The organism is Mesorhizobium sp. WSM4887, from assembly GCF_029625865.1.
Classification (GTDB): domain Bacteria; phylum Pseudomonadota; class Alphaproteobacteria; order Rhizobiales; family Rhizobiaceae; genus Mesorhizobium.
Window position 1 is genome coordinate 51,467 of record NZ_JARTVP010000017.1, and the last position, 12,507, is coordinate 63,973.

Below are 12,507 nucleotides of genomic sequence, written 5' to 3' on the forward strand. Positions count from 1 at the left end.
ATGACTTCATTCTCCCCCCTCCCCGCGACCCTGATCGAACCGATTGTGCGCGTTGCGCTCCTCGAAGACCTGGGCAGATCCGGCGACCTGACCACCGATGCGGTTATCCCGTATGATTGCACTGCCACGTTGGTGCTCAAAGCGAGGCAGGCGGGCGTCGTTGCCGGGCTCGATCTGGTCTCGTATGCCTTCCTTCTCGTGGAACCGGCGATCAACATCCAGATCTGGCGCCCTGATGGCAGCGAGGTTGGGGCCGGGGAAACCATTGCAAGATTGTCCGGACCCGCACGAGGCCTGCTCACGGCCGAACGCACGGCCCTCAATTTCTTATGCCGGCTGAGCGGCATTGCCACTGCCACAGCGGCCATGGTTGAGGCCGTGCGCGGTCACAAGGCGAGGATTGTATCGACGCGAAAGACGACGCCCGGGCTGCGGGCATTGGAGAAATACGCCGTGCGCGTCGGCGGCGGTGCCAATCACCGGTTCGGCCTCGATGACGGCGTGCTCATAAAGGACAACCACATCGCGATCGCCGGCGATATGCGCACAGCAATAGAGCGGGCGCGCGCCGCAGCAGGGCATATGGTGAAGGTCGAGGTCGAGGTCGACACGCTGAAGCAGCTCGATGCAGCGCTCGCGATTGGTGTTGACGCGGTGCTGCTCGACAATATGTCGGTCGAGGATCTTGCCCGCGCGGTTTCTATAGTGGATGGCCGTACGATCACCGAGGCGTCCGGTCGGGTGATGCCGAAAACGGCGGCGGCGATTGCGGCGACCGGTGTCGATCTCATCTCCATGGGTTGGCTGACGCACAGCGCCCCGATCCTCGACATCGGCCTGGACATGCCGGACCACCAGAACATCTGCAAGCACTTGAACTGAGGATTACGGCGTGAGGAGCAACATCAGCTCGGCAGGCGTAGGAGGTGCTGGAAAGACGTGCCGCAGCTCGCCTTTAGCGAGTGCGCCCCAAAGCCAAGAAGGCGTACCGGACTAGCAAACAAAGGTTTGACGATGACGATTGGAATGAACTCGGAGTTCGACGTGAACCAGACCATGCAATCGGTCGACGGAACGCCTCCGCGATGGAACCGCAAAGAGGCCGAGGCCATCTACGGCATGCCATTCAACGATCTGCTGTTCCTGGCTCAGACGATCCACCGCCAGAACTTCGATCGAAACCGAGTGCAGCTGTCGCGGCTCCTTAGCATCAAGACCGGCGGGTGCCCCGAAGATTGCGGCTATTGCAGCCAGTCTGCGCATTACGAAACCGGTGTGAAGGCGTCGAAGCTGGTGGACGTCAAGCATGTCATCGACGAAGCGGCCAAGGCGCGTGATGGCGGCGCAACGCGCTATTGCATGGGCGCGGCGTGGCGAAGTCCCAAGGAGCGCGACATGGACGTTGTGGTCGCCATGATTGAGGGCGTCAAGGCCCTCGGCATGGAGACCTGCATGACGCTCGGCATGCTCGATCTTGAGCAAGCTGCTCGCCTGAAGCAGGCCGGTCTCGACTACTATAACCACAACATCGATACCTCTGAGCGCTACTATGGCGAGGTTATTTCAACCAGGACTTTTGCCGACCGGCTGAAAACGCTTGGGCACGTGCGCGCGGTTGGGATGAAAGTCTGCTGCGGCGGCATTGTCGGGATGGGAGAAGAAAAGACCGATCGCATCGACATGCTGGTCACGCTCGCGAACCTGCCCGAGCCGCCGGAAAGCGTGCCGATCAACATGCTTATTCCCATCGAAGGCACGCCGCTTGCCGCGGCCGACGCCATCGATCCGATCGATTTCGTCCGCATCGTTGCGCTCGCGCGGGTGATGATGCCGAAATCCTATGTAAGGCTGTCCGCCGGCAGGACGGCGATGAGCGACGAAACGCAGGCGCTGTGCTTCTTTGCCGGCGCCAATTCGATCTTTGTCGGCGACACGCTGCTGACGGCGGGAAATCCCGGCGAGGACAAGGATACCCTTCTGTTCCGGCGCCTCGGCATTGAGCCTATGGAACTCGCCACGCAATGAAGGAGGCAATTCTTGCCCGCTATGACGCAACCTTGCGGGGACTGGGGCGCAAGGACCGGTTGCGGACGCTCGCACCGCGCGCCGGGCTCGACTTCTCGTCGAACGACTATATCGGACTTGCCGCCTCCAAAAGACTGGGCGATGCGGTTTCGACGGCGATTGCGCGGGGCACGCCAGTGGGCGCCACCGGATCGCGGCTGTTGCGCGGCAATGCACCGGAACATGAGCAACTGGAGGCGGACGCAGCGGCATTTTTCGGAGCCGAGCGTGCACTGTTCTTCGGCAGCGGCTATATCGCCAACTTCGCTCTGCTGACGGCCCTGCCGCAGAAAGGCGACCTGCTGGTCCTCGACGAGCTCGCTCATGCCAGCATGCATGAGGGTGCCCAGGCCGGGCGCGCTGAGTTCAAGCTGGCCGCGCACAACGACGTCGACGCTGTCGAGGACGCAATCACCCGCTGGCGCGCCGAAGGCGGCATGGGGCGGGTGTGGATCGCCTTCGAAAGCCTTTACAGCATGGATGGCGACCGTGCGCCGATGGAGAGCCTGGTCGCGCTGGCTGATCGGTACCAGGCATTCATCGTCGTCGATGAAGCGCATGCCACCGGCGTCTGGGGACCGGACGGCCGGGGACTGGCCGCCGCGTATGAAGGCCGCGACAACATCGTCACGCTCCACACATGCGGCAAGGCGCTTGGCGCATCCGGCGCGCTCGTTACCGGACCGCGAACACTGTGCGACTATCTTATCAACCGGTGCCGGCCATTCATCTATGCGACCGCACCATCGCCGCTGATGGCAGTCGCGGCACGTGAGGCGCTGACTATTCTGTCTGACGAGCCTATGCGTCGTGCTCAGTTGCACGAGCGTGTCGCTTTCGCGAGCCGGCAATTGGCCGAACGCTGCGGCGTGATGCCCAGCGGCTCGCAGATCCAGCCGCTTGTGATCGGCGATAACAGCCGCACCATGGCGGTGGCGGCAGGACTGCAGGCACGCGGCTTCGACATACGCGGCATTCGCCCGCCGACAGTGCCTGAGGGTACGTCGCGCCTGCGCATTTCGCTGACTCTCAACGTCGACGAAGCCGACATTTCCGCCATGGTCGAGGCTCTCGTCGGAGTGTTGGCCACAGCATGACCAAACGCATCGTCGTCACCGGAACAGACACTGGAATTGGCAAGACAGTGTTTTCGGCCGGACTTGCCGGGCTGCTCGACGGCTTCTACTGGAAGCCGGTGCAATCGGGCCTCAACGAGGAGACCGACAGCGAGGTCGTCGCCCGGCTTTCCGGCTTGCCCGACGGACGCGTGCTGCCCGAAGTCTATCGACTGACGATGCCGCTGTCGCCGCATCGATCAGCCGAAATCGACGGCGTCGCGATCGAGGCCGACGATCTTTCATTTCCGGTCCTGCCGACACCGCTCGTCATCGAAGGCGCCGGCGGGCTGATGGTGCCGCTCAATCGACAGACAAGGTTCATTGACATATTCGAACAATGGCGGCTGCCGGTCATACTGTGCGCCCGCACCGCGCTTGGCACCATCAATCATACGCTGTTGTCGATCGAGGCCCTGAGAGCCCGCTCCATCCCGCTCATCGGCATTGCCTTCATTGGCGAAGAGGTGGCCGATACACAAAGGACAATCGTGGAATTCGGCGGCGTGCCGCAGCTGGGCAGGCTGCCGCACCTCGGTCCGCTGACGGGTGAAACGTTGAGAGATGCAATGATTTCCGGCTTCGACCTGGCCATGATTGCCGGAGGCGACTGATGGCGGAGTCTCGAGTCTGGCATCCGTTCACGCAGCACGCGCTAGAGCCCTCGCTCCCTGAAATCGTGCTGACTGAAGGCGCCTATCTCCACAAGGCCGACGGCTTCCGCATCCTCGATGCGATTTCTTCCTGGTGGGTCGTCACCCATGGCCATCGCCACCCCCGCATCATGAAGGCCATCGAGACGACCGCCTCGAGCCTCGACCAGATCATCTTCGCGGGCTTCACCCACGAGCCGGCCGAACGGCTGGCCGAGGCGCTTGTAGGCATCGCACCCGCCGGCCTCCACCGGGTGTTCTATTCCGACAGTGGCTCGACCTCAGTCGAAGTCGCGCTGAAGATGGCGCTCGGCTATTTCCGTAACATCGGCGCGTCGCGTTCGCGCATCGCCGTCATGGAGCACAGCTATCATGGCGACACCATCGGCACGATGAGCGTCGGCGCCCGTGGCGTCTTCAACGCCGCCTATGAGCCTTTGCTGTTCGAGGTCGACACCATCCCCTTCCCGGCCGCCGGGCGCGAGCAGGAAACGCTGGATCGGTTCGAGGCCGTTAGCCGCGACCGGCGCGCAGCCGCGCTGATCGTCGAGCCGCTGGTGCTTGGCGCCGGCGGCATGCTGATGTATCCGGCCTGGGTTCTTGCCGAATTGAAGAGGATCGCCGAAGCCTCCGGCACGCTCGTGATCGCCGATGAAGTGATGACCGGCTGGGGGCGCACCGGAACCATGTTTGCCTGCGAACAGGCGTCCGTCTCGCCCGACATCTTGTGCACCTCGAAAGGTCTGACCGGTGGTACCATCCCGCTGGCCGCCACGATCGCCACCGATGCCATCTTCCACGCTCACTTTTCGGAGGATCGCAAGAAGACGTTTTTCCATTCGAGCTCCTACACCGCCAATCCGATCGCCTGCGCGGCAGCACTTGCCAATGTCGAGATCTGGCGTGACGAGCCGGTGGCCGAGCGGATCGCGGTCTTGAGCGCGAGGCAGGCCGCGGGGCTGCAACGCTTCCGGGACAATCCATATTTCACCGACTGCCGGACAACCGGCACCATCGCGGCACTCGACCTACGCACCGGCTCAGCCGGTTATCTGGCCGAGATCGGGCCAAAACTGCGCGCTTTTTTCCTTGAGCGCGGCCTGTTGGTGCGCCCGCTCGGCAATGTCCTCTATCTTCTGCCGCCCTATTGCATCACCAGCGACGAATTGGACGGGCTCTATGACGCGATAGAGGAGGCCGGCGAACGCTTCGGCTCGCGGCCATGAACCTATCGTCGCGCGTTCTCGGCTTCGGCCATCATGCGCCGACGCGCAAGGTCGAGAACCCGGAAATCGAAGACCGGCTCGGGCTTGAGCCCGGCTGGATCGAGCGGCGCACCGGAATTCGCTCGCGCTTCTGGGCAACAGACGAAGACACGCTGTCGGGCCTTGCCGCCTCTGCCGGCGACATGGCGCTGACCAATGCCGGTATCGACCGCGGCGACGTCGGTCTACTCTTGCTCGCCACGTCGACGCCCGATCACCTTCTGCCGCCAAGCGCGCCGCTGGTCGCACATCGGCTGGGGCTAGGCCGCGCCGGAGCGATCGACCTGACCGGCGCCTGCGCCGGCTTCATCTATGCGCTGATGTTCGCCGACGGGTTCACCCGCCTGCACGGCAAAGCGAGCCTTGTCATCGCCGCCAACATCCTCAGCCACCGCATCAATTTGGCCGAGCGCGCCAGCGCCGTGCTGTTTGCCGATGCCGCCGGCGCCATGGTGATCAGTCCTTGCGATGACCCGGATCGAGGCATTCTCGGCGCTTCGGTGGATTCCGACGGCTCGCGCTACGGGCTAATCCAGATTCCCGCCGGGGGAAGCAACACTCCGTTCCATGCCGACCTCGACCTCGCGCAGACACGGATGACGATCACTGACGGCCGTGAAGTATTCAGCAAGGCCGTGGAGATGATGACCGCCTGCTCGAGAGATGCGCTCACTGCTGCCCGACTGAGGCCGCAAGACCTCGATCGTTTCGTGCCGCATCAGGCCAATGCGCGCATTTTCGACGCGGTCGGCAGGAACCTCGGCATCGCTGATCACTCGATCGTCAAGACGATCGCCGAATATGGCAACTCTTCCGCCGCGACGATCCCGCTCTCATTGTCGCTGGCCCATCGGGCGCAGCCGTTTCGGCCTGGCGAGAAAGTCCTCTTGGCGGCAGCGGGTGCGGGTCTCAGCGGCGGCGCGCTTGTGGTGGGAATTTAGCAAAGCAATGCTTGCGCACAGGACTGCTCATGAATGAGACTATGAGAATGGCTCAATACGCAAATAGTCGCCGGCAAGCTCCATAGAGCTGGGGTCCGTGCGGTGCTCCGCGATGTCTAAGTATCGACCCGCTTGCTCAAATCGCAGCGCTCATCGAAGGCCAGCAATACCTCATGCAGAGCGAAAATCCCCAACCGCCCGTTTCAAAGACGCTCGCCCCATTTCGAAACAAGGTGTTTCGCTCAATTTGGGCGGCCACCCAGATTTCCAGCCTCGGTTGGCTAGTGCAAACGGTCGCCATCAGTTGGCTTATGGCAACGATTTCAGCGTCCGACCTCATGGTGGCACTCGTCCAGGCCGCATCCACATTGCCGGTGTTCTTCCTCTCAGTTTTCGCCGGAGCCATTGCCGACAACTTCAGCCGCCGGTGGGTGATGTTTGCGGGACACTGCCTGATAGCATCGGCGTCGACGACGCTGATGATTTCTGTGGGTCTGGGATTTGTCAGTCCTTGGCTGATTCTCGGGTTAGGTTTCCTGGCCGGCTGCGGCTTTGCCTTGAATGATCCGGCTTGGCACGCTTCGGTCGGCGATATCCTTCACAAACGCGACATTCCGGCCGCAGTGACGCTTATGTCCGTCGGATACAACATTGTGCGCAGCGTTGGTCCAGCCTTGGGGGGCGTGATCCTGGCCGTCTTTGGGCCGCTGGCCGCTTTCGCCTTGGCTGCGGTGAGTGATCTGGCGCCCATAAGCGCGATATGGCGCACCAAATGGGAGGTCCGCTCTTCGCCTCTCCCTCGTGAGAGAATGACGACGGCAATTCATGACGGAGTGCGCTTTACGGCGATGTCTTTGGAGATCAGGGCAGCGACCGCCCGAGCCGCTCTTTTCGGGTTGGCAAGCATCTCCATTCTGGCGTTGCTCCCCCTCGTCGTCCGGGATCAGTTGAAGAGTGGGCCAATTGTCTACGGTATCTTATTGGCCGGCTTCGGCATGGGTGCTTTCATCGCGGGTATGGGCAACGGCTTCTTGAGGAAGGTCACGTCTCAAAACAGGCTGGTGGCCTTCGCCTCTGTGGCTTGTGCAGTCTGTTGCCTCTCCCTTGCCCTTACATCGTCGCTTCCTGTGGCGGCCATTTCGCTGGCGCTCGGCGGAGCGGGTTGGCTTATCACCTGGACGGGCATTGACGTGTCGGTGCAGTTGGCAAGCCCAAGGTGGGTTGTAGGCCGCACGCTCTCCATTTACTACGCCTTGAGCGCAGGCGGTATGGCTGCTGGCAGCTGGATCTGGGGTTCTGTCGCGCAAAACTATTCCTTGACCTCAGCATTGGAGGGCGCCGCAGGCGCTCTGTTGCTGGTTGCAGCAGCGGGGATCGTGTTGCCGGTCCGTCCCTGGGAAGAAACCGATCAAGAAAGTTCAGTTTTTCATCCGCCGGACGTGGCTCTCGATCTGAAACCCAGAAGTGGCCCTATCGTGGCCAAGGTCGAGTATTTGATATCGGAGGAAAATATCGAGGCCTTTCTGGGCTCCATGCGCACGCGGCGACACGTCCAGAGCCGTGCCGGTGCACGAAACTGGACGCTCCAGCGAAATCTGCAAACACCGTCACTTTGGACGGAGACATTCCGCACCCCCACCTGGATGGACTTTCTCCGCCTAAATCATCGACTCACCGCAGCAGATAAGGAAGTCGCCCAGCATCTCCTGTCACTGCATGAAGGAGAGGTGCCTCCGCAGACAGTGCTTTCGATTGAACGGACGACCGAGGCAATTCGTACCCGTACCTCGACAATCTTTTCTCGTCCTCCAAGATGACGCCATCAAGCTGCTGTCCAGGGACAGGGTGGATCACCGGTGCTTTGCAGAGCACAGCCTCACACCGAGAGCAGCGTGCTCCGGGTTGTGCGCTTTCGCGCGCACCCAGGCGAGATGATGGTGAACGCGGCGTCAAGTGGAAGTCCCCTGCATACGCTTGCGGAGTCTTCTGCGAGAGCCCATGCCGACGAGCGCCAAACAAGGTCTGATGCCTTTCGGCGTCGTGGCCTCAACTCATCGATTCGCGAGAAAAGCATCGAATGCAGCAGCAACGGCGCGAACAACAAAGCGGTGCTCCGGCCGCACGCGGATGAAGCCGTTTTCGACGTCCAGGATCCCCTCCTCAGCCAGCGTCACCAAACTCTCAACTGAATCGAGAAAACGAGCTGGTTCGATTTCGTGGGCGGCACAGATGGTCGGCACGTCGGCCTCCAAATCGCACATCAGTCGCTCGATGATCGCTGCGCGCACCCGGTCATCGTCGGTCAGACGGTGACCCTTTGATGTCGCCAGACGTCCACTTGCGATGTGCCGGGCGTAAGAATCCCGTGTTACTTCGTTCTGAACATACCCCTCGCGGACTCGGCCAATAGCCGACGCGCCGAAGCCGATCACGTTTTGCAAGTATCGGCCGAGTATCCCAGCGAATTACGCCGTAGGCGCCCGGTCTTCTGGCGCTAGCGCAAGTTCGTCGTCCGGCGGAGCGAAATGATCGAGCCCGATCTCCCGGTAGCCAGCGCCAACCAGTGTCTCGGCGACAGTTGCAGCCTGTTCGGCGCGAAGATCGCCGTCCGGTAGACCTGCCTGCTCGATTAGGCGCTGATTCTTTATCACGGAAGGAATATGCGCGTATCCGAACACCGCAAGCCGGTTGGGGCGCATGGCGACCGCAGCCATCGCGGTCTGGATGCAGGACTGCACAGTCTGTTTCGGTAGACCGAAGATGAGGTCGAAGTTGATATGGCCAACGCCATGCCGGCGGAGATTTTGGACTGCAGCGGCCGTCTGCACCTTACTCTGGATCCGATTGATCGCCTTTGCACATCGGGATCAAAGCTCTGCATCCGATGCTCGCGCGGTTGACACCGTTAGCTGCCAGGGCTTCGGCCATTTCCGGTGTGAACGTTCGGGGATCGATCTCCACGGCGATCGCAGCAGTTTTGCTGAAAGCGAAGTGGCGGCGTAGAAATTCCATCAGCGCCAAGTGCTCGGCTGGCCCGATAAGGTGAGGCGTTCCGCCGCCGAAATGCACATCGCTCACCGGCAGCCCTTGCCGCACTTGCTCCGACACCAAACTGATCTCCTGACGCAGCACCGCTAAATAATTAAGGATCGGGCCGTTGCGACGGATGACCGCGGTAGGGAAGCCGCAATACCAGCACATGGATCGGCAAAACGGAATGTGGAAATAGAGCGACACCGATTCGTCGGCCGGGAGGCCCCCCAGCCATTCCTCATAATCGTCAGCACCAACTGCCGCAGAGAAGTCTGGCACAGTCGGATAGATGGTATACCAAGGCGGCCGGGGGTCCCGGTACTTTGTCAGGATTGAGGTGTGCAAGGAGCTGTCATCCCACGTCGCTCATCCATCATTCTTTCGTTGCGCGCTCGTCCTGGTCTCTGACCTAAGTCAGTGCGTCCCGCTTATGTCGCAGTCTCGTTTGGACAGGATGGGGTCAACCACGCCGGGGAGCGCGCGTGCCATGGTTGCGCCTGAGGTGATGGTGCGGTGCCGCATTCAACGTCTGAGTACGTGACGCCAGTGCAGTGTGCTTGAGGCGTCTGCGGAAGAACTTTGCAATGCGAAATTCATGTCCGACGCAACGGACCTGTCAAGCCTCGTTCAGACGCCATCCAGGTCCAGCCAGCGGCCTTCCCTGCCGGCCGAAAAACCATACCGGCTTTAGCCACCGAGACGCTCTAAAGCTGACGTCGGCTCATTTGATGAAAGGAGGACGCCGCTAGGGGGTGCACAAGGTTCCCCGGCTTGACGTCGCTTCGAGCGAAGAGCGGTGTGGCTTGTCGTCAAGCGCCGGGCAGCGTGCCCCCTACCGATATCCCGAAAAGATCGACCAAGATGGCCATGCCGACGCCACACGCGGTCTGGATGAGGCCGACCATGAAAATGCGATTGGCGCGTTCGTAGATGGGGCGCCGCAAGGAACTCATGTCGAGCAGCATGGACAGCGCTCTCATCTGCAGTGCGATGCCGAGCAGGATCGGCACTACGGCGAACAGATCGTAGAGTTGCCATGGCAAGGGGTTCGCGGCCCAATGAGTGAGGAAGCCGAGGGAAAAGGCAAGCAGGATACCCACGGCAGTGATTGTGCCGTTGCGGAAAATGGTCTCGATCGGTTCTTCCTTCGGATCGTGCTCGTCCAAGCGGCTTCCTTTCGTTGCTCTTTCCGTCGAGACTAAGTTCTCGAGAATACTGTTCATCGCCAATTACTCGAGGCGAGCCGTAGGCAGCCGTTTCAGGGTGCGCTCCCTCTCGCTTCCGGCCGCGCAATGTACCTGCACGGCGAACTTACAGCGGCGAAAAGGTGCTGCGGCCACCATGCGACGCCTCGGACGTGCACGCCCTCTGTTCCTGGCGCAGCCCTTGCGGAGCGTACGCGCAGTGATCCTTCTCGGTAGCGGATGGCGCGGCCTCCGTTGCGGTCAGACGGGAAGCCGTCGCTGTTAAACGAGACTGTCACATATCGAACATGGCGAACCGTGTCGCACATTTCTTTTCGCAGTGACCCTCAAAAAAAGTGATTCCAGCGAGACGAAGGCGCGTCGGCCCGATTTTGGTGTCGGCCGCATCTACGCTTCAGGTTGGCATGTCGCTTGCTGCTCTATTCGGAGAGCTGCAGCGGTCCGACCGGAGTGTTTCACATGTAAACGATAATGAATCTCCTAGCAGAAAACACTATTATAAGTACATGTGGCTTTTACGCTGGCTCACCTCTCGTGTCAAGCGCTTTGGCGTCCACATATTGGAGACAACACGCACAAAATTTAGAGGAAAAGCTTGCTCTTTCGCCTCTATCCTTTTTATTCCTTCATGGAGATCTAGACATGTACATCAAGAGTCCTCTTCTCGGCTTAACTGCTCTGATGACCATTTCCGTCGGTCGAGCAGCTGGCGCCGAGCGGGAACCGGCCGAGTACATCAAGATCTGCGACGTCCTCGGCTCGGGATATTCCTATATTCCCAACACCGAGACCTGCCTGCGCATCGGCGGCTATGTCCGTTACGATATCGGCCTGGGTGACGTCCGATCGTATGACAGCGCAAGAACCTCGGACGTGAGAACTGGCGAGGACCAAGGCACTTGGCGAAACAGCACACGCTTCACGTTCAAAACTTGGACCGGCCAGCAGACCGAGCTCGGCGCGTTGACGACCTATACCGAAACCCAGGTGAATTTTGGCAACAGCGCTAACTCGCATGACAGTCCTCAGAACTATGATTTCAACAGCGGCCTCGCACTGGCTTCTGCCTGGGTCGAGCTGGGAGGCCTGCGAGTTGGCAAGGAGGGGTCGGCCTTCGATACGTTTGCAAGCTACGCTGGCAACGTTCTCGATAGTATGCTCGTTCCGTCGGCCGGCTTCGACACCAACGTGGCTCAGTACCACTTCGACGCCGGCAACGGCATTTCGACTGTGATTTCGCTCGAACAAGGATCGGGCTCAGCCGGTACTATCGACAGCTATATTCCGCACGTTGTCGCCGGCTTGAAATACACGCAAGGCTGGGGCTCGATCATCGGCGTCGCGGCTTATGACAGCAATTACGAAGCTTTTGCCGGCAAGATCCGCGTCGACGTCGCTGTCACAAACCAGCTGTCGCTGTTTGGACTCTTCGGCTACGGTTCCAATGCCAGTCTCAACGAGGACTCAAACGGCGCAATTGCCAATCATGGGCGCGGCTCGTACAAAATCTGGAACGGCCAGTGGGCTTTCTGGGCGGGCGCCACCTACGAGTTTGACGAGAAAACTTCGTTCAACCTTCAGGTCTCGGGTGATCAGCTCAAGGATGCTGGTGTGGCTGCAAACGTCGCCTACATGGTCGTTCCCGGCTTCACGGTCACAGCCGAGGTCGATTACGACCACTACGGCAACTCTGGCCTCGGCCCTGCCGAGCCTACCGCCGTCAAGGGCACGAGCAAGCCGAACAGCGTCGGCGGCATTCTCCGCTTACAAGGCTCATTTTGAAATCTCTCCAGTCGCGAGCATGGCAAAGGCACTTGCCTCGACAACGCACGCATGGAGAGCTTCGTTCGCCATCTTGAAGTCTGCATCGACCGTCCACGGCCCATCGTACCAACTAGAAACTGAAAGTTATGAGCCCTGTGTACTACACCTAGCCCTTGACCTGCCCGATGAACCGGCCAGGGGCCGTCAGTTCAAATTCGGGGCCGTTTAGAGGGCAGTGTGAGGCCGTGTTAGGTAAGCGCCACTGCAATGTCGAGGCCGCGACACGCCTGTCGCTTTGGACGGCTGGAATTGCCCTTCGCGGCGCCATTCATTCTCTCAACATTTACGTGATAATGCACGCTGAGTCCGAGCCGCGTGGCAGCACCCATCCTAGGTGTGAGCTTTCGAGAGGTTGTCCATTCGGACCGGACCGAGGAGACTGGAGTTACCACGCTTCAGCATCCATC

General features: G+C 60.6%; 9 protein-coding genes and 1 pseudogene. 8 read left to right on the forward strand and 2 right to left on the reverse strand.

All coding sequences use genetic code 11. The features are described 5' to 3' along the window. The 7 genes from nadC to P9230_RS30510 all read left to right on the forward strand — a co-directional run bounded on the left by nadC (position 1) and on the right by P9230_RS30510 (position 7,855). On the forward strand, positions 1 to 882 hold the full coding sequence (gene nadC / locus P9230_RS30480) for a carboxylating nicotinate-nucleotide diphosphorylase (protein WP_063169252.1): 882 nt from the start codon (positions 1 to 3) through the stop codon (positions 880 to 882). 174 nt (positions 883 to 1,056) lie between these two features. Continuing rightward, the gene (gene bioB, locus P9230_RS30485; protein ID WP_224570943.1) at positions 1,057 to 2,025 is read left to right on the forward strand and encodes a biotin synthase BioB; all 969 of its coding nucleotides are present in this window, start codon (positions 1,057 to 1,059) and stop codon (positions 2,023 to 2,025) included. Beyond that, on the forward strand, positions 2,022 to 3,161 hold the full coding sequence (locus P9230_RS30490; protein WP_024505572.1) for an 8-amino-7-oxononanoate synthase: 1,140 nt from the start codon (positions 2,022 to 2,024) through the stop codon (positions 3,159 to 3,161). Before bioB ends, P9230_RS30490 begins: the two co-directional genes overlap by 4 nt. Beyond that, entirely contained in the window at positions 3,158 to 3,793 is a 636-nt protein-coding gene (bioD, locus tag P9230_RS30495; RefSeq protein WP_063169254.1) for a dethiobiotin synthase, read from the forward strand. Before P9230_RS30490 ends, bioD begins: the two co-directional genes overlap by 4 nt. Continuing rightward, a complete protein-coding gene (locus P9230_RS30500) occupies positions 3,793 to 5,058 on the forward strand; it encodes an adenosylmethionine--8-amino-7-oxononanoate transaminase (RefSeq protein WP_063169255.1) in 1,266 nt (421 codons plus the stop codon). Before bioD ends, P9230_RS30500 begins: the two co-directional genes overlap by 1 nt. Beyond that, positions 5,055 to 6,038 carry a beta-ketoacyl-ACP synthase III gene (locus P9230_RS30505; protein ID WP_063169256.1) on the forward strand — a complete coding sequence of 328 codons (984 nt, stop codon included), beginning with the start codon at positions 5,055 to 5,057 and terminating at the stop codon, positions 6,036 to 6,038. The genes P9230_RS30500 and P9230_RS30505 overlap by 4 nt, the downstream gene beginning before the upstream one ends. A 173-nt stretch (positions 6,039 to 6,211) precedes the next feature. Continuing rightward, positions 6,212 to 7,855: an MFS transporter gene (locus P9230_RS30510; protein ID WP_063169257.1), complete on the forward strand. Its 1,644-nt coding sequence runs from the start codon at positions 6,212 to 6,214 to the stop codon at positions 7,853 to 7,855. A gap of 234 nt (positions 7,856 to 8,089) precedes the next feature. On the opposite strand, the pseudogene hemN reads toward P9230_RS30510, so the two are convergent. Further along, positions 8,090 to 9,416: pseudogene (gene hemN, locus P9230_RS30515) on the reverse strand (oxygen-independent coproporphyrinogen III oxidase). Positions 9,417 to 9,880: 464 nt separating this feature from the next. Beyond that, on the reverse strand, positions 9,881 to 10,237 hold the full coding sequence (locus tag P9230_RS30520; RefSeq protein WP_024505577.1) for a hypothetical protein: 357 nt from the start codon (positions 10,235 to 10,237) through the stop codon (positions 9,881 to 9,883). Between the two features lie 681 nt (positions 10,238 to 10,918). On the opposite strand from P9230_RS30520, the gene P9230_RS30525 reads away from it, so the two are divergent. Continuing rightward, positions 10,919 to 12,058, forward strand: a complete 1,140-nt coding sequence (locus P9230_RS30525) for a porin (RefSeq protein ID WP_063169258.1) — start codon at positions 10,919 to 10,921, stop codon at positions 12,056 to 12,058. Positions 12,059 to 12,507 lie beyond the last annotated feature (449 nt).

What these genes read in the sequence shown, in the direction of transcription:
- nadC (WP_063169252.1), top strand. Translation starts at nt 1, where the DNA reads ATGACTTCATTCTCCCCCCTCCCCGCGACCCTGATCGAACCGATTGTG.
- bioB (WP_224570943.1), top strand. Translation starts at nt 1,057, where the DNA reads ATGCAATCGGTCGACGGAACGCCTCCGCGATGGAACCGCAAAGAGGCC.
- P9230_RS30490 (WP_024505572.1), top strand. Translation starts at nt 2,022, where the DNA reads ATGAAGGAGGCAATTCTTGCCCGCTATGACGCAACCTTGCGGGGACTG.
- bioD (WP_063169254.1), top strand. Translation starts at nt 3,158, where the DNA reads ATGACCAAACGCATCGTCGTCACCGGAACAGACACTGGAATTGGCAAG.
- P9230_RS30500 (WP_063169255.1), top strand. Translation starts at nt 3,793, where the DNA reads ATGGCGGAGTCTCGAGTCTGGCATCCGTTCACGCAGCACGCGCTAGAG.
- P9230_RS30505 (WP_063169256.1), top strand. Translation starts at nt 5,055, where the DNA reads ATGAACCTATCGTCGCGCGTTCTCGGCTTCGGCCATCATGCGCCGACG.
- P9230_RS30510 (WP_063169257.1), top strand. Translation starts at nt 6,212, where the DNA reads ATGCAGAGCGAAAATCCCCAACCGCCCGTTTCAAAGACGCTCGCCCCA.
- P9230_RS30525 (WP_063169258.1), top strand. Translation starts at nt 10,919, where the DNA reads ATGTACATCAAGAGTCCTCTTCTCGGCTTAACTGCTCTGATGACCATT.